Genomic DNA, 18,066 nt, shown 5'->3' with positions numbered 1-18,066 from the left:
GGTGTGATTCTGAAATAAATTAAGAATGACGTTCTGGTATCTTGTTATAGATTAAAGCGGATGTTTATTAATTTTATTCTTCTTTCTTTTTAGGTTCGCGTTTAGCTTCTTTTAGTGTTTGCATCAGCATCCATTCAATTTGTCCGTTGGTTGAACGAAATTCATCAGCAGCCCATTTTTCAATAGCTTTAATCATATCTTCATTGATACGAAGTGCAAACGCTTTTTTCTTAGCCATGGTTATTTTTTTACAAATGAAACTACAGTTTCGATTAATTTTTCTGATAAAGGAAAATCTGCCGAATAATACGATTTTATGTTATCTTCTTCTTTTTGAATATCTTTTAAAACATGATTCATATTATCAATAATTACTAAAGAAGCATTTGGTTTTGATTTTTTAAGGTTTTCGGCATCTGTTACTTGTACTTGTAAGTCTTTATTACCGTTAATAATTAAGGTTGGTATTTTTACTTTTTTGATTTCTTTTAAAGGATTTAGAGCGATCCAAGAACTTAAAAAGGGTTGGTTTTGTGGCGCAAACAAAGACCTTAAATTAAGGTCAATATTTTTTATTTGTCCAGTTTCTTTTAGCTCTTTTAAATATTTTTCAGTCAATTTTCCAAAATATTCGTTTTGTTTTGTAACCTGTTTAATTAATGTTTTATCAATGGTTTCACCAGTACCAGCAATAGAAATGTATTTTTCCACATCTTTTAAAGCTAACATTGCTACTAATGAACCTTGACTATGACCAACTAAAATGATTTTTGTAAAACGTTTGTCATTTTTAAAGTGATTGACTACTTTTTTTGCATCTAACACAAAATCGTTAAATAAAACTCCTTGTTTTAAAAAAATAATATTGTTTTTATTAGCAGTTCTTTTATCGTAACTAAAAAAGGCTATGTTTTGTTTATTTACAGCTTCTCTAAATTGTTTAATATATTGTGGTTGGTTTCCATTTCTATCAACACCGCCAGAACCGTGAATCCATATGATTAAAGGTGTTTTTTCTTTAGTAAACGATAAGGTTCCAGGTAATTGAATTCCGTCGTTTTTTACTATAACTTCTTCATTTGTAACCTGCGAAAATGAAAAAGCAATGGTTAAGATATAGATAAAAAGATAGGTTGTAAATCGTATCATGATGTTTTTATTTTTGTATTGTAATTAACTAACACTTGTTTGACCTCGTTTTCTTTTTTGGTACCAATTAAAACTTTTTTCCCATCTTTTAAATCAAGTTGAATACCTATGTTACCAGAAATTGTATAAGAACCATTCTTGATTCCCCAACCTCCGAATTCACCAATAGGATTGTAAGTTCTAATATAAATTTTATTAATGTCAGACCAATAAGTAGTTTTATCTTTTAAATGAAACGGAAAAAATTGATAATGAATTCCGATTTCATCAATACGTGTTTTTAGTTTAAAAATAAAAATTAATAAAGAAACTAATAACATGCTAATTGTAAATAAAATTAAACCAGAGTCAGACATTGGCTTGTCTCCGAAAGGAGTCTTATTAATTATCTGTTGATAAATACCATAAACACCAATTAAAAAAGGAGTTATAGTACATAAAATGATAATTAATATTAGCCAAGTTTGTGAAAAACGTTGTTCCTCTTTAAAAACTTTCATTTTTTAACGGTTTTTGTCTTTTTCTAATACAGCCATAAGTACACTGTTTCTTTCAAAAACATTAATAACTCTCCAGCCTTGTTTAGCATAATTATTTAGACTGTCTTCAAATTTTTGTAGAGAATTACTCCAACTAAAATCTTGTTTAATTATTTTATATTCTTTCATCTCTTATAATAAATCTACTATTACGTTTTTTTAAATATTCTATAAACTGTTTATAATCATCTTCAGTTTGTCTAAAAGTTATAGCTATTGTGCTAAATTTTCCTTTTAATTCAAAATCTATATTCCTTGGAGAATCTTCATCTAGACTTATAGTAAGTTTAGAAAGATTTTCAATTTTTATTTTATTAGACCAAACAGTTTTAAACCAACTAAAGTATATTAAAAACAAAACCAATAAGGTTAAAATACCATAAACAACACATGTGAAAATTAAATGGCCGAGCGAATGTTCTTTTTCTAATTTAAGAGTAATTCTATCATATAAATAAAATACACCAACTATTGAAAAAACCATCCCTTTTATCTTATTCCAAATAGTGTTTTTATCTGTTTTTATATGAGTATTATCTATTGAAATTTTCCCTTCTAAAAGATGAAATTTTTTCATATTTAATGACTTAAAGTTCCAGTGTTTACTACAGGAGAAGCTTCTTTATCGCCACATAAAATAACTAATAAATTACTAACCATTGCAGCTTTTCGTTCTTCGTCAAGCTCAACAATTTCCTTTTTATTTAATTCTTCTAAAGCCATTTCAACCATTTCTACAGCCCCTTGCACAATTTTATGACGTGCAGCAACAATAGCCGTAGCTTGTTGACGTTTTAACATGGCGCTTGCAATTTCTTGTGCGTACGCTAAATACCCAATTCGAGCTTCTAAAACTTCAATTCCGGCAATAGCTAAACGCTCTTCCAGTTCTTTTTCTAATGCCTCAGAAACTTCATTAACGCTAGAGCGAAGTGTAATATCTTCTTCATGACCTTCATCAGCAAAGTTGTCGTATGGGTACATACTTGCTAGTTTACGTACTGCAGCATCTGTTTGTACACGAACAAAATTTTCGTAATTATCAACATCAAAAGCAGCTTTGTAAGTTTCGGTAACTCGCCAAACTAAAATGGTAGAAATCATTACAGGATTACCTAGCTTATCATTTACTTTTAAACGTTCGCTATCAAAATTACTTGCTCTTAATGATATTGTTTTCTTTTTATATAATGGGTTTGCCCAGTATAAACCATTGTCTTTTATAGTTCCAACATATTTACCAAACAGTAAAATTACTTTAGACGTGTTTGGGTTGACTAAAATAAAACCAAATAAACCAATAAAACCGATAAGTGTAAGAGGAAGATAAGCAGGAGTTTCATTTATAATACTCATAATTATACTACCAAAGAAAAGTGTTAACGCTATTAATAACATTAGATAACCGTTTGCAGGTTTTATTATTTTTTCTGTTTTCATATTTTTTTATTTAAAGTGATGTTAAAATGATATCATAAAGATATAGTTATTTCTTTGTTAAATCCAAATTTTTGAGTAAATATTTTATATTTTAGCAAAAAATTAATAAGAATTTATTTATGAAAACTAAGGTATTATTATTGTTTTTTGCTTTGTTAATAAGTATTTCAGTTACAGCAAATGCTGATGATTTTTGGGGGCAAACAGGTCATAGAGCAACGGGTAAAATTGCAGAGGGTTATTTGAAAAAAAGTGTTAAAAATAAAATTGATAAATTATTACAAGGTGAAAGCCTAGCCTTTGTATCTACCTTTGCTGATGAAATAAAGTCTGACAGAAAAAAATATGGTAAATTTTCTACTTGGCATTATGTAAACATGCCTTTTGATACGAAGTATGAAGCTTCAGTAAAAAATCCGAAAGGAGATTTGGTTACCGGAATTAAAGAGTGTGTTAAAGTTTTAAAGGATAAAAATAGTTCACTAGAAGGTAAGCGTTTTCATTTAAAAATGTTGGTGCATTTAATAGGAGATTTACACCAACCAATGCATATTGGACGAAAGGAAGATAAAGGAGGAAACACAGTTCAGGTACAATGGCACGGAAAAGGAACAAATTTACACAGAGTTTGGGATGAGGATATGATTGGTGGCTGGAAAATGAGTTACCTAGAGTTAGCAAGTAATGCTAAAAAATTATCAAAACAGCAAATTAAAGTGCTACAAAGCGGAACCGTAATTGATTGGGTACATGATACGCATGAATTAACCAAAAAAGTATATGCTTCAGCAAAATCAGGGGATAAATTACGTTATCGTTATTCGTATGATTATTTTCCTATTGTTAGAGAGCAATTACAAAAAGGAGGTTTGCGTTTAGCTAAATTATTAAACGATATTTTTTGTTAAAAAGTAACTTTTATTAAAAATAAACGAAACTCGAAAGTTCATCTTTCGAGTTTTTTTATGGTTTCTTTTTACGTTATAATTATCTTTAAAAATAACTCATAGCTGTTATTTAGTTTATACCTTTGAAGGGTAAATATAAAATAAGATTGATGTTAGATTATGTAATTGTTGGAGGCGCTCAAGCCGGATTATCAATGGGGTATCATTTAAAAAAAATGAATAAGAAATTTTTGATAATTGATGGAGAAAAAGAAATAGGTGCTTCTTGGTTAAATAGATGGAATTCTTTAAAATTATTTACACCAACGGAATATAATCATTTACCAGGAATGAAATTTAATGCACCCAAAGGACATTATCCAACAAAATTTGAGGTTAGTGATTATTTTAAATCATATGTGCAAAAATTTGATATTCCTGTACAGTTAAATACTTTAGTAACTTCGGTACGTAAAAGTAAAAATACATTTTATGTAACTTATAACGAAGGTGAAATTGAAACAAAGAATGTAATTGTAGCAACAGGGCCTTTTCATATTCCATACACACCTCCTTGTAATACTAAAATATCTGAAAGTGTATTTCAAATGCATAGTAATTACTATAAAAATATAGATCAATTACAAAAAGGAGATGCTTTAGTTGTTGGAGCGGGTGATTCTGGATATCAAATTTTAGATGAAATTTCAAAAGATAAAAACAGAACAGTATATTTTTCAGGAAATACCAATGTAAAATCATTACCACAACAGTTTTTAGGTAAAACGCTTTGGTGGTGGTTTACCTTAATCGGTTTTTTAAGTTATAGTAAATATAGTTGGATTGGTAAACGAATTAACTCATCAGTACAACCCGTTATTGGTACCGATGTAAAAGAAATTTTATCGAGAAAAAATGTAATATCTGTAGGTAGAACAAAAGATGCTTTAGATGATGAAATCATTTTTGAAAAAGACACTATAACATCTATAAAAAATATTGTTTGGGCAACAGGGTATCGCCCGAACTTTAAATGGATTGAAGGTTTAGAACTAGATGAAGATAACTATCCAAAAAATTACAGAGGTGTAAGTAATATAGAAGGTTTATACTTTATAGGTTTACCTTGGATGTTTACAAGAGGATCAGCAACTTTGGGTGGAGTTTCAAAAGATGCAAGCTACCTAGCAGATATTATAAGTAAAAGAAATTAATAAATACATTTAAGCATGCAACAAACTACTAATACTATTTTAATGGTGCGTCCGGCTAGTTTTAGAATGAACGAGCAAACGGCGGTAAATAATTATTATCAAAAAGAATTAGCAGGTATGTTACCGGCAACAATTAATGCAAAAGCGCAACAAGAATTTGATGCTTTTGTACTTAAGTTAAGAGCAATGAAAGTTGATGTTATTGTTGTTGAAGATACTAAAACACCAGATACACCAGATGCGTTATTTCCTAATAACTGGATTTCTTTTCACGAAAATGGAGACGTTGCTATTTATCCGATGTTTGCAAAAAACAGGCGTTTAGAAAAACGAGAAGATGTATTAGAAATTTTAGAAGAAAAAGGTTTTGAAATAAAAAATGTAATTGATTATTCTGAAGCAGAAGATGAAGGCGTTTTTTTAGAAGGAACCGGGAGCATGATTTTAGATCGTGTAAATAGTAAGGCGTATTGTGCTTTGTCGCCAAGGGCGGATGAAGAATTGTTTATAGAGTTTTGTGAAGATTTTGAATACACGCCTGTAATTTTTACCGCCAACCAAACGGTTAACGGAAAACGAGAAGCAATTTATCATACCAATGTTATGATGAGTGTTGCTGAAACTTTTGCAGTTGTTTGTTTAGATGCGATAGATGATAAAAAAGAAAAAAAAGAACTAGTAAAGCAGTTAAAGTCTGATAAAAAAGAGGTGATAGCTATTACCGAAAAACAAGTACAGCAATTTGCAGGAAATATGTTGCAAGTAAGAAGTGTTAATAATGAATTTTTTTTAGTGATGAGTACATCAGCATATAATTCATTAACAGTACAGCAAATTAAAACGATTGAAAAACATTGTAAAATACTACATAGCTCATTAGAAACCATTGAAACCTGTGGTGGTGGAAGTGCACGTTGTATGATGGCAGAAATATTTTTAAAATAACAAGGTATTTATAATAAAGAAGATAATAATACGTTTCAGATTACTTAAACTATTAAAAACTATTAAAAACTATTAATAATGAAAAAAGTATCCCTTTTATTAACCATAGCAATTATTGCAACATCTTGTGTTTCTAAAAAAAAATATGTAGAGTTAGAGCAAAGATATACCAACACTAAAGGTACTCTTCAAAAAAGAACACTAGAAAAGGAAGAGCTAGAAGCTAAATTTGCTAAAATTGAAAAAAGAGTAGATAATTACAACAGTAAAATAAACTCTTTAAAAGGAATAAATTCAAATCTTAAAAAAGAAAATGATGTAAAATTAGATATGGTTGAAGGGGCTGTAATATCTAATTCGATGAAGGTTAAAATGCGTAAAACTTTGGCAAATGTAGATGCGGCTGAATTGGCAAAAGCAAAAACATTAAAAGATTCTATGAATTTAGCAGTTTCATACAAGTTAAAAAAATCAATTAATGTTTCTGAATTACAAAACTCTGATGATATTGATGTAAATATTGATAAAACGGTAGTAATGATATCTATTTCAGATAAAATGTTGTTTAGAACGGCTAGCTATAATGTAAATAGTAAGGCATACAAAACATTAAAAAAATTAGCAGAGATTATTAAATCAGAACCAAGCATGGATGTAATGATTGAAGGACACACCGATTCAAGAAAGATTCATAATGATGTAATACAGGATAATTGGGATTTAAGTGTAAAAAGAGCTACATCAATAGTTCGTATTTTAGAAAAAAAATATGGAATTAACCCTAACAGATTAATCGCTTCAGGTAGAGGTTCATCTTTACCGTTAGTAGATAATAAAACAAGCGCAAATAGAGCTAGAAATAGAAGAACTAAAATTGTTATTTTACCTAACTTAGATAAGTTTTTTGGTTTATTAGCTGAAGAAGAAGTAATTCAGCCATAATATATAATTCAAAACAAAAAAGCCTTCGATTTTAATCGGAGGCTTTTTTTTGTGTTTTAAATTAATATAAGAAAGATCAAATAACTACAGGTTTGTAGTTTTTATAATACTGCATTAAAATAAAAGAACAAATAACTGAAGAGGCAATTCCTTCAATAGCTAAAGCGAAAACAATTAAACCTAAACTTAAATTTTTTCCCCAAAAAGCAGCGTCTTCTAAGATGTTAATAAGAGAAGGATTTATGAAATCTACATAAAATATTAGTCCTATAATTGTAAATCCAACAGCAGCAATAGAGGTTCCTATACCAACAGAAAAATTATTAAAATATAAAGATTCTTTATTTGCATTGATATTCGTTTTTATGGCATTGTTTATTCCCCAAAGCACAAAAGCAAAATTTAAGAAACGTAATTCTGAAACATGATCTAAGCCTAAAATTTTCATCAATAGAAAAAAGCCTACAATTCCTGCAAAAATTAATAAAGCATTGTTAATTATTATTTTAGTACTACTCATAACATGGTGTTTTAAATTAACATATGTCTAAAAATACAAAATAAATAATTAGAAATCAACTAATTAAAGTAATGCTTCTTTTAAAATAGTAATTGGGTGTTTAGCAATTCGCTTGGTACCGTCATAAATTTGATGTCGACAACTTGTTCCCGCTGCTGCAATTTCAGTTTCAGCAGAACAATTTCGTATCTTCGGAAAAAGAGTGTCTTCACCAACTTGCATACTTACTTTATAATGCTCTTTTTCGTATCCAAAACTACCAGCCATTCCGCAACAACCGGTATTCATGATGGTAACTTTGTAGTTTTTCGGAATATTTAACATTGAAAAACTAGCATGTGTTGATGATAATGCTTTTTGATGACAATGACCGTGTATTTTAAGCTCCTTATTTTTATGTGTAAATAAAGAGGGATTGATGTTTCCTTTATCAAGTTCGGAAGCTAAAAATTCTTCAATAGTAAAAACGTTTTTGGCAATTTTTTCTGCAGATGATTTATCATCAGCTAATCGTATATATTCGTCTCTAAAAGTTAAAATAGCCGATGGTTCTATTCCTATTAACGGCGTTTTATCAGTAATTACATCTTTAAAAATAGTAATGTTTTTATTGCAAATTTCTTTAGCTTCATTTAAAAAACCTTTCGAAATATAACTGCGTCCACTTTCTTCGTGTTCAATATTTTTAACTTGATATCCTAATTTTTCTAAAATAATTACGGAATCTTTTCCTATTTCAGCATCATAAAAATTGGTAAATTCATCATTAAATAAATAAACGATTCTTTTTGATGCTTTAGCATCGTGTTTTTTTAACCAAACATTTAAAGATTGCTTGGCTAATTTAGGAACCGAACGTTGTGTAGCAACACCCATTATTTTTTTAGCTAATACTGTGTTGGTAAAGAAATTTGTGATGGTAGGAAGTTTGCTACCTAGCTTATTGTATTTAGCATTATTGGCAAACAATTTACTGCGAAAAGAATATCCGTTAGTTTCTTGATATTGGTATAAAAACTCAGCTTTCATAGAGGCAATGTCAACATTACTAGGGCATTCGGTAGCACAAGCTTTACAACTTAAACATAAGTCTAAAACTTGTTTTAATTCTTTAGAATCAAATTTGTTTTTGGTAGTGTTATTGGTAAGTACTTCACGTAGCATATTTGCTCTAGCTCGTGTAGTTTCTTTTTCGTTTTTGGTAGCTCTGTAACTTGGACAAAGAGTTCCGCCAGCTTCAGGAGATTTACGACAATCACCTGATCCGTTACATTTTTCGGCTAGTTTTAAAATGCCTTCGCTTTCAGAAAAATCTTGTAATGTTTTTATAACAGGTTCTTTTCTGTCGATTTCATAACGTAAGTTTTTATCCATCGGAAAAGCATCCGTAATTTTACCTTTGTTAAATATGTTGTTTGGGTCAAATGCTTTTTTAATTCGGCGTAATAATTCGTAATTTTTGTTACCAATCATTAACGGAATAAACTCTGCACGTACAATTCCGTCACCATGTTCACCACTAAAAGAGCCTTTGTATTTCTTTACAAGTTGAGCCGTTTCAGTAGTTATTTTTCTGAATAAAACGACATCTTTTTGCTTCTTTAAATTTAAAATCGGACGTAAATGCAATTCTCCAGCACCAGCATGTGCATAATACACAGCGTTTTGCTGATATTTATCCATTATCTGCGTAAATTCTTCAATATATTCAGGTAAATCTTCTAAGGCAACAGCAGTGTCTTCAATACAAGCAACAGCTTTTTTATCACCTACAATGTTACCTAGTAAACCTAAACCTGCTTTACGTAAATAATGTACTTTAGCAATATCCTCACCATATACTTTCGGATAATGATATCCGAAATTATTTGTTTTTAAATCTGCTATTAAATTATCGGCTTGTTCTTCTGCTTCTGCAACAGAGTTTGCTGATACTTCTAACATTAAAACGGCTTCAGGATCATCTTGTAAAAAGAAACGATTTTTAGCTTGTTCTCTATTGTTTTTGGTGCAATCTAAAATTACCTTATCCATTAGTTCACACGCATATAATTTGTGTTTCATAGCGGTTACGGTAGCCTTTAAGCTTTCGTTTACACTCGTAAAATGAGGGCAAACCATGATACTGTGTGTAGGCGGTAAGTTGTCTAATTGGATAGTGATTTCAGTAGAGAAAACCAAGGTTCCTTCGCTACCAGATAAAAATTTAGCAGGGTTTATAGTCGGTTGATTTCCGCCAAACAAATCCGAAGTTAAAAATTCATCAACAGCATAACCTGTGTTACGTCGGTGAATACTTTCCTTAGGAAATTCATTTTTTATTTCTTGTTGATTTTCTAGTAGAGAAAGTTCCTTGTAAATTGTTTTGTAAATAGTAGCTTCTAAAGAGTTTTCTATTTTCTTTTGATTAAATTCTTGCGAGGTGATTTCTGAAAAAAGTGTCTCGCTTCCGTCAGCTAATAATCCTTTAATAGCAATAACCTTATCACGTGTAACTCCGTAGCGAATAGAGGTGCTTCCTGAAGAGTTGTTACCAACCATTCCGCCAATCATACAGCGATTAGAGGTTGAGGTATTTGGACCAAAAAATAACCCAAAAGGTTTTAAAAATCGATTTAAATCATCACGAATAATTCCTGGTTGAACTGTGATGGTTTTTTGTTGCTCATCAAAAGCTAAGATCGATGTAAAATGTTTTGAAACATCTACGACAATTCCGTCTCCAACACACTGGCCGGCAAGTGATGTTCCTGCTGTTCTTGGTATTAAGGTAATGCTGTTTTTAGTTGCGAAATCAATTAAAATTTTAATATCTGTTTCGTTTTTTGGGTAAGCAACCGCAAGCGGAATTTTACGATAAACAGAAGCATCGGTAGCGTATAGGTTTTTATGTAAGTCATCAAAAAATAAACCGCCTTTTAGACTTTTTTCTAATGCTAATAATTGTGTGTTATTTGCCATTTTACTCTTATTCAATAGGAATGTTACGTTTAAAGCAAGTATCAAAACAAATAAAAGTATCGGTACCTGCAACTCCGTTTATTAAATGTACATTGTCATATAGTATTTTTTGTAAATGCTCATTATCTCTTGCGTAGATAAGAATAAAAATAGCATAATTACCAGAAACAAAATTACATTCGGTTATTTCAGGAATTTTTTTTAGTTCCTTCATAACTTCTTTAGCAAAACGAGCTTCTCGCAAACGAATACCGGTATATGATTTTGTTTTGTAGCCTAGTTTATTTTCTTCTAAAACAAATTCAGCATTTTTTATAACACCATCAGAGCTAAGTTTTTTTATACGCTGATGTACTAAAGAGTTGGAAACTTTTAACTCCTTAGCTATTTGTGAGTAAGCTTTTCGAGCGTCTAACCTTAGTTTAGATAGTATTTGCTTGTCTATATAATCAAAATGATTTTTCAAAAGAATAATTTTGTTATGTGCTATTAGTTTACGTTATAAAGGTAGAGTTTTTTTTATGAGAAAAATATAATTTTATAATAGACTGCGAAATTTTAATATTAAGCATTTATTTGCGCTAAACATTTATTAATGGTTTCATTTTGTATATTTTCATACCATTTCATTAATTCATAAACAGGTTCTCCTAAATCTTTTTCAAATAATGATTGATTAGAGCTTTCGTTGTATTCGTGTTTTGCATCATCAGTACCTAGGTTTGATGCAAAAATACCGGCAGCACTTACAGGTAAAAAATCTTCATAAACCAAAGGCTCTACAGTTAAATAATTATCTTTTAGTAGTTGATTTACATCTGATTTTGTGTAGGTTTTATCTTTAGCTATATTTTTTGATTTATTAGTTGTAAAGTAGTGGAAAAAGGCCAGCTTTTTTGATTGCAATTCTTCGTAAGTATCAGGAAAGGATTTAAAGTTTTCTTTTAATAATTGGTTGTATTCAGTTGCATTTTCAGCATTTGGTGATCCACCAATAGTTTTACGTGTTTTACCTAATAATTTATTGTATAAGTCTAATCCTTTTTGTGTTAATGCAGCTCCACGTTGCTCAATTTCTCCAAAACGAGCTTTGTGTTCTCCTGTTTTTTTATTTTTAGCATTATCTTTAAAAATTACTTTTTCGGTTAATGCTTTAAAACTTGTTTGACGTAATAAAATAGGACATTTTCTGGTAGGAGGGCCTTCTATAATGTCTTTAGGAGTAATGTTACGAGCTTCCATACTTGTTTGAACCTTGTCTATGTCTAAGGTTCTAGGTGTTAAATGATTGATGTGTGGTCCTTTAAAAGCAACTACATCAGCAATTAATCTGTGTTGGCCTAGTAATGCCTCATACATTTCATAATCAACCGTAGCAGTATCGTGCCATCTAAAAGTTTGTAAAGCTTCTTGAATAAAAATTTCAGCGTCTTCTTTATTTAAACCACCGTTTTTTTCATTTTTATCAATTAATTCCAATGCTTTTTTTGTGAAAATTTGACGGTTTTCTAAAATGGTTTCAATGTTGTTACGAAGCTCCTCGTCACTAATTAAATCTATACGTAATAAAGAGGTAAAAACTCTAAAGGGAGCTTGGTTAAGCGCTGTGTTTTCTATAGCTCTAAAGGCTGTAGCATGAACAGGAACACCAGCCGTTGCTAAATCGTAATATCCAAGAGGAAACATTCCCATGACTTTAAAAAGGCGTCTCATTGTAAATAATTCATATGGTTTACCTAAGCGAATTGCTCCATGGCGCTCCATATTTAGTCGTGTAATTTCACCAGTATGTACTAATTGTTCTTTTACCTCTTTAGATGTAGAAATAACATTGTCATTAATTTCATGAACCAAATCAAGTAATTCACCATAAAGAGGAACTTCATTTTTATACATATCAGACATAATTGTAGAAAAACGATTACGAATGTATTCTGGTGAGACAAATGTCTTTTCAATGTTTAAACTCTGTACTTTATTTTTTGATGACATAATTTGACTAATTTTAATACAAAATAAATGAATTTAATGTTTGGTTTGGGTTTTTACGATAAAATTTACTTATTAATGATTGATTATGTGTTTACTTGATTGTTTAAATATGTTTTTTTTAGTAAAAAGATTATTTTAATTTGAAAATAGGGCTCAGAAAATCAAATTGACTTTCATTTTAAATAAGAACTGCTTAGGGTATAAAAATGTTTTCGTTAACTGTTTTAATTTTAAATTGTTTGTTTTTAGACTAAAAAAGAAGAGATAGGTTTAAAAAAGAAAACGCTCCATTGTATTATAATGGAGCGTTTGTTGTTTAGTAACTTTTAATTAGTTATTAATAGCATAACTAGCAGCTTTGCCTAGTTCAGATAATTGAAATGCTGTAGTTTTTAAAACACTTAATCCCCATTTGTGTAATTGTTTAGCCATAATTTAATTTTTATTATTAATATTCCCCTGCTGCAAACTTACAGGTTTAATTGGTTGTTAATTAAAGAGGAAATATGTTATGTGTAATCGGTAATAAATCATGTGTAAGTGGTGTTTGGTAGTGCTTTTTTGTTAAAGGTTAACATGATGTAAGATTATCAAGTAGCTAAGAGTTGTATTTGATAAATATATTAAATCTAAGAGGCATGATGTTTTTTTAATTGTTAACGTGTGTTAATGTATTAAGACATGGATTTTAGATTTAATATATTTGTTAAATTACCAAACTATTAATTCAATGAAAAAAACCTTTTTGTTCCTGTTAATTTTAATAGCAACTTCGGTTGTAGCACAGGAGAGCATAGATTTATCGTATTATTTACCAAACGATGTTTCGTATAATAAAAACATTCCAACACCAAAATCAATTATCGGTCACGAAGTAGGTGAATGGCACATTACACATGATAAATTGGTGGAGTATATGACGGTTTTAGCAGAAGCTTCAGATAGAATTACATTTGAAAATAGAGGTGAAACTTATGAAGGAAGACCATTATTATTGTTGACGATAACTTCAGCTGAAAATCATCAAAATATACAAAAAATAAGAAAAAATCATATTAATGCCACGAATGATGCTTCAGTTGATGTATCTAAACAACCTATAATAGTTTATCAAGGGTTTTCAATTCATGGAAATGAAGCTAGTGGAACAAATTCAGCTTTAGCTTCTGCTTATTATTTAGCAGCAGCAGAGGGAGCTAAAATTGATGAATTGTTAGAGAGTACAATTATTTTATTTGACCCATCTTTAAATCCTGATGGATTACAGCGGTTTGCATATTGGGCAAATACTAATAAAGCAAGTAATATTAATCCAGATCCTAATGATAGGGAATATCATGAGGTTTGGCCCGGCGGAAGAACAAATCATTATTGGTTTGATATGAATCGCGACTGGTTACCTGTTCAATTACCAGAAAGTAGCGCGAGGATAGCATCGTTTCATAAATGGTTGCCTAATATTTTAACAGATCATCACGAAATGGGTACAAATTCTACTTTCTTTTTTCAACCAGGAATTCCGAGTAGAACCAACCCTTTAACTCCGCAAATGAACCAAGATTTAACAAAAGAAATAGGAACATACCATGCTAGGGCTTTTGATAAAATAGGTTCAACATATTATTCTGAAGAGAGTTTTGATGATTTTTATTACGGAAAAGGATCTACATTTCCAGATATTAATGGGAGTATTGGAATTTTATTTGAACAAGGAAGTTCTCGTGGGCATGCTCAAGAAAGTGAAAACGGAGTGTTAACTTTTCCATTTACCATCCGAAATCAATTTACGGCAACTTTATCAACCTTAGAGGCTGCCAAAAACATGCGTGTTAAAATCTTAAAATATCAACAAGATTTTTATAAGAGATCGAGAAGTTTATCAGAAAATAAAGCGATTGTTTTTGGAGATGAAAAAGACGGGGTGAAAGCATATCATTTAGCTAAAGTTTTAAAGAAGCATCAAATAAAAATACATCAACTAAAAGCTGATTTTACCTCAAAAGGGAAAAATTTTAAAAAAGGTTATAGTTATGTAGTACCTATGAATCAGAAAAATAATAGGTTAGTGAAAGCAATGTTTGATGTACGAACAACTTTTAAAGATAGCTTGTTTTACGATGTTTCTGCATGGACATTTAATCATGCTTTTGGTGTTGATTTAGTAGATGATGTTTCGTTATCAAAGGCAGGTGAAGAAATTGTAAGTTTGAAAAAGAAAGCAGGAAACATTAAACAAAAAAGTACAGTAGGATATTTGTTTTCTTGGCACGAATATGAAACTCCAAAAGCTTTAAACTCTATATTAGATAAAGGAATACGCGTTAAGGTTGCAATGAGACAATTTAAAAACGATAATCAATTGTATGATTATGGAACTATTTTTATTCCTGCTCAGAATCAAAAGTTAAACGGAGAAGCGTTATTTAGTTTTTTAGAGAAAATTGCAATAAAAAATCATCTAAAAATTAGAGGTGTTGCTACTGGTTTAAATGAAGGAATTGATTTAGGAAGCAGAAATTTTAAAGCTATAAAACAACAAAAAGTGGCAATGTTGGTTGGTAACGGAATAACGAGTTACGATGCTGGTGAAATTTGGCACTTATTAGATCAGCGCTATGAAATGAAATTAACTAAGTTAGATGTAGCATACGCTTCGAGAGTAAATTTAGATAAATACACAACAATTGTTGTTCCGAATAGTTACTCGATAGATAAAAATTTAGAAATTAAATTAAAAAACTGGGTAAGGAATGGCGGAGTTTTAATTGGCTATAGAAATGCAGTAAACTGGTTGTCAAATAAAAATTTTATTAACTTAAAGTTTAATAAAACAAAAATAGATAGCGTTGAAAATGTATCCTTTGAAAACAAATCGTTAAAATCAGGAGCACAAGTTATTGGTGGCGCTATTTTTAAAGCAAAAATAGATCGTTCGCACCCTGTAAATTTTGGATATAAAAATGATAAAATAGCATTGTTTAGAAACACACGTCAGTTTATTCAGGCAGATAGTAAAAGCTATAATAATCCGATTCAATATACAAACAAACCTTTGTTAAGTGGTTATATTTCAAAAGAAAATTTAAAAGCATTAAAAAACACGGTTCCGTTTAAAGTTAATCGATTAGGAGCAGGACGTGTTATTGTTTTTACAGATAATACAAACTTTAGAGCTTTTTGGTTTGGAACGAATAAGTTATTAATGAATGCTATTTTCTTTGGTAAATTAATGTAAAACTTAATTTAAGTATTCAGTTAAAATTAAACCCACTATTATATAGTGGTTTTTTTGTAACAAAAAAGTAAAATAAACGTCTTTATAGTATATTAATCAATTTAACATAAATGAGTTTATTAAGAGTTTTATTAGCTATTTTTTTTCCACCATTAGCTGTAATAGGTAAAGGATGTGGGTCAATTGTAATTGTATTTTTATTAACGCTTTGCGGATGGGTGCCTGGTGTTATAGCAGCACTTATAATTTTAAATAACCCAAAATAAAAAGTGTGACTTATTTAAAAATAAAGTGTCTAACTATATAGAAAACAAATTTATAACAATATGGTTTACCTTTTTTTAATAGCGTTTATAGTTTTTACATTTGATTTAATGTTTAATTTTTCAGTTAAAAAAATAAATAAAGTATACTGTAAGGTTAAGAAAAATAATAGATATAAATAATTCCCCTTTTTGTATTCTGAAAAAGAATAAAAAAAAGGCGCTCAATGAGCGCCTTTTGTTAGTTTAGAACCTCTTCGATAATTTTACCTGTTGCTCCGTTAGGAAACTCAATTTGTAATAAATTAGAAATTGTTGGTGCAATATCAATTATTTCATATTTCTTTTTTGACGCACCTTGTTTAATTCCATTACCATAAAAAATAATAGGAATATGAGTGTCGTATGAATAGCCAGAACCGTGTGTGGTTCCTTTTTTAGGATAACTAATAGTTGATGGGTTAGGAACTAATAAAATGTCTCCTGAAAATTTTTGATTATATCCGTTTTGTAATGAGTTTAATATTCCATTTGTAAACGTTGTGGTTTGTAAAGTTCTTGCAGTTACTGATTTGTATATTCCTTTATAGTTAATCACTTCATCAGCAATTTTTTGAGCTACATCATTTGTGTTTAATTTTAATTCTTCAATTTTTTCTTTATTTAAGAAAATTTGAAAGTTAGAAATATTCTCAATTAATTCATCAGATTTAAAATACTTTAAAGTTATACTGTTTACATACGCTTTAAATTTTTTATAACTAAAGTAATTAGCGGGTATCTTAACCGATTTTAAATAAGATGGAACCTGTACTGCTGCGTGATCTGCTGTTAAAAACAAGGTATAATTACCTTCACCAACTTGTGTATCTAAAAATGTAAATAAATTTGCTAAATCTTTATCTAAACGTAAATAAGTGTCTTCAATTTCTTTTGAAGCAACACCAAATTGATGTCCAACATAATCTGTTGATGAGTAACTAACTGCTAAAAAATCGGTGTAAGCAGATTGCCCTAAATTTTCACCAAGTATAGCCGCTTTTGCAAAATCGGTAGTTAAAGAATTTCCTGCCGGAATTGCTTTTATAATACTATAATTATTGTTTTTACTTCTTAAGTTAGGAATGTCGTGAGGAAAAACAGGTTTTTCTTCCCCTTTAAAAGTTATTTCATAATTATTATCATCGGCAATACTTTCGGTGTAAGTATTGATATCATAAAGTGTTTTCCAAGGTTTTGATAGGTAGTCGTCAACAATTTTAGAGTTGTTAAATTTTTCTACCCATCTAGGTAGTTTATCCATGTAATAAGATGAAGAAATCCAATCACCTTTGTTACCGCCATCAAACCAATAAGCGGCATTAGCTGTATGGCCAGCAGGTAAAATAGAAGAACGGTCTTTTATAGCAACTCCAATTGTTTTACCGTTCATGTTTTGTGCTAAACGTAATTGATCGGTAACGGTCGTGGTAAGCATTCTGTAAGGAGATTTTTTTCCTCCTTTACCATCGTTTCCAATGGTTTTGTAGTTTGCATCATCTACACAATAAATAGTTTCTTTTAAGTATTTATCATACCAATTATTACTAATAATTGCGTGGTTAACAGGTGTAGTTCCGGTGTAAATTGAGGTATGTCCTACAGCAGTATATGTAGGCATATAATTATAATGAGCATTTTCAAGTGAAAAGCCACCATTTAATAAACGTTTAAATCCGTTGTTTCCATATTTATCAGCAAATCGAGTAAGGTAATCATAACGCATTTGATCGATAACAATACCAACAACTAATTTGGGTCTTTTAGAACTTTTCTTTTTAATAGGTGTAAAACTGCATAAGCATATAACAGTTAAAAAGGTAAATGATAATAATTTTTTCATTTTTATTTTTAAAAATTTAAGAATCAAAGATAAGTAAACAGGCACTAAAACTGATAATAAAGTGAAGAGTTAATGGTTTTTTAATACTTTAGCAAAA

At 29.8% G+C, this 18,066-nt stretch carries 17 protein-coding genes; 6 read left to right on the top strand and 11 right to left on the bottom strand.

Annotated features, from left to right (window positions below; translation table 11 throughout):
• Positions 1-73: 73 nt before the first annotated feature.
• Genes BA195_RS08550 through BA195_RS08530 form a run of 6 tightly spaced genes read right to left on the bottom strand, consistent with a single transcriptional unit; the run spans position 74 to position 3,128 of the window.
• Complete coding sequence (locus tag BA195_RS08550; RefSeq protein WP_068704464.1) at positions 74-238, bottom strand: type II toxin-antitoxin system antitoxin; 165 nt, start codon at positions 236-238, stop codon at positions 74-76.
• A 2-nt stretch (positions 239-240) separates the two neighbouring features.
• Positions 241-1,149, bottom strand: a complete 909-nt coding sequence (locus BA195_RS08545; protein ID WP_068704462.1) for an alpha/beta hydrolase family protein — start codon at positions 1,147-1,149, stop codon at positions 241-243.
• On the bottom strand, positions 1,146-1,649 hold the full coding sequence (locus tag BA195_RS08540) for a DUF6141 family protein (protein ID WP_068704460.1): 504 nt from the start codon (positions 1,647-1,649) through the stop codon (positions 1,146-1,148). Before BA195_RS08540 ends, BA195_RS08545 begins: the two co-directional genes overlap by 4 nt.
• Positions 1,650-1,652: 3 nt before the next feature.
• Complete coding sequence (locus BA195_RS14200; protein WP_084443138.1) at positions 1,653-1,817, bottom strand: DUF4177 domain-containing protein; 165 nt, start codon at positions 1,815-1,817, stop codon at positions 1,653-1,655.
• The gene (locus BA195_RS08535) at positions 1,804-2,265 is read right to left on the bottom strand and encodes a hypothetical protein (protein ID WP_068704458.1); all 462 of its coding nucleotides are present in this window, start codon (positions 2,263-2,265) and stop codon (positions 1,804-1,806) included. The genes BA195_RS14200 and BA195_RS08535 overlap by 14 nt, the downstream gene beginning before the upstream one ends.
• A gap of 2 nt (positions 2,266-2,267) precedes the next feature.
• Positions 2,268-3,128, bottom strand: a complete 861-nt coding sequence (locus BA195_RS08530) for an SPFH domain-containing protein (RefSeq protein WP_068704456.1) — start codon at positions 3,126-3,128, stop codon at positions 2,268-2,270.
• Positions 3,129-3,247: 119 nt separating this feature from the next.
• On the opposite strand from BA195_RS08530, the gene BA195_RS08525 reads away from it, so the two are divergent.
• From BA195_RS08525 to BA195_RS08510, 4 genes are all read left to right on the top strand, one after another.
• Positions 3,248-4,036 carry a S1/P1 nuclease gene (locus BA195_RS08525; RefSeq protein WP_068704454.1) on the top strand — a complete coding sequence of 263 codons (789 nt, stop codon included), beginning with the start codon at positions 3,248-3,250 and terminating at the stop codon, positions 4,034-4,036.
• A 149-nt stretch (positions 4,037-4,185) separates the two neighbouring features.
• Positions 4,186-5,229 carry a flavin-containing monooxygenase gene (locus BA195_RS08520; RefSeq protein ID WP_068704452.1) on the top strand — a complete coding sequence of 348 codons (1,044 nt, stop codon included), beginning with the start codon at positions 4,186-4,188 and terminating at the stop codon, positions 5,227-5,229.
• 15 nt (positions 5,230-5,244) lie between these two features.
• Positions 5,245-6,174 carry a citrulline utilization hydrolase CtlX gene (gene ctlX, locus BA195_RS08515; protein WP_068704450.1) on the top strand — a complete coding sequence of 310 codons (930 nt, stop codon included), beginning with the start codon at positions 5,245-5,247 and terminating at the stop codon, positions 6,172-6,174.
• 78 nt (positions 6,175-6,252) lie between these two features.
• The gene (locus tag BA195_RS08510) at positions 6,253-7,116 is read left to right on the top strand and encodes an OmpA/MotB family protein (RefSeq protein ID WP_068704448.1); all 864 of its coding nucleotides are present in this window, start codon (positions 6,253-6,255) and stop codon (positions 7,114-7,116) included.
• Positions 7,117-7,192: 76 nt separating this feature from the next.
• Here BA195_RS08510 and BA195_RS08505 read toward each other — a convergent pair whose 3' ends face one another.
• The 4 genes from BA195_RS08505 to hglS all read right to left on the bottom strand — a co-directional run bounded on the left by BA195_RS08505 (position 7,193) and on the right by hglS (position 12,589).
• Complete coding sequence (locus BA195_RS08505) at positions 7,193-7,636, bottom strand: hypothetical protein (protein ID WP_068704446.1); 444 nt, start codon at positions 7,634-7,636, stop codon at positions 7,193-7,195.
• 63 nt (positions 7,637-7,699) lie between these two features.
• Entirely contained in the window at positions 7,700-10,597 is a 2,898-nt protein-coding gene (locus BA195_RS08500; protein WP_068704823.1) for an FAD-binding and (Fe-S)-binding domain-containing protein, read from the bottom strand.
• A 7-nt stretch (positions 10,598-10,604) separates the two neighbouring features.
• On the bottom strand, positions 10,605-11,063 hold the full coding sequence (locus tag BA195_RS08495) for an Lrp/AsnC family transcriptional regulator (protein WP_068704444.1): 459 nt from the start codon (positions 11,061-11,063) through the stop codon (positions 10,605-10,607).
• A 98-nt stretch (positions 11,064-11,161) separates the two neighbouring features.
• Positions 11,162-12,589, bottom strand: coding sequence for a 2-oxoadipate dioxygenase/decarboxylase HglS (gene hglS / locus BA195_RS08490; protein WP_068704442.1), 1,428 nt, complete (start codon positions 12,587-12,589; stop codon positions 11,162-11,164).
• A 730-nt stretch (positions 12,590-13,319) separates the two neighbouring features.
• Between hglS and BA195_RS08485 the strand changes: the two genes are divergently transcribed.
• Positions 13,320-15,824 (top strand): M14 family metallopeptidase, encoded by a 2,505-nt coding sequence (locus BA195_RS08485; protein WP_068704441.1) that lies wholly within the window; start codon positions 13,320-13,322, stop codon positions 15,822-15,824.
• 110 nt (positions 15,825-15,934) lie between these two features.
• Positions 15,935-16,090, top strand: a complete 156-nt coding sequence (locus BA195_RS14195) for a YqaE/Pmp3 family membrane protein (RefSeq protein ID WP_084443134.1) — start codon at positions 15,935-15,937, stop codon at positions 16,088-16,090.
• A 238-nt stretch (positions 16,091-16,328) separates the two neighbouring features.
• Here the strand turns inward: BA195_RS14195 and pafA are convergent, their stop codons facing one another.
• Positions 16,329-17,969 (bottom strand): alkaline phosphatase PafA, encoded by a 1,641-nt coding sequence (gene pafA, locus BA195_RS08480; RefSeq protein WP_068704439.1) that lies wholly within the window; start codon positions 17,967-17,969, stop codon positions 16,329-16,331.
• Positions 17,970-18,066: the final 97 nt, after the last annotated feature.

Origin of the sequence: Tenacibaculum soleae (genome assembly GCF_001693415.1) — a bacterium.
Lineage (GTDB): Bacteria > Bacteroidota > Bacteroidia > Flavobacteriales > Flavobacteriaceae > Polaribacter > Polaribacter soleae.
Note: the sequence above shows the minus strand (reverse complement) of the source record. Positions and strands in the feature narration are given on the sequence as shown.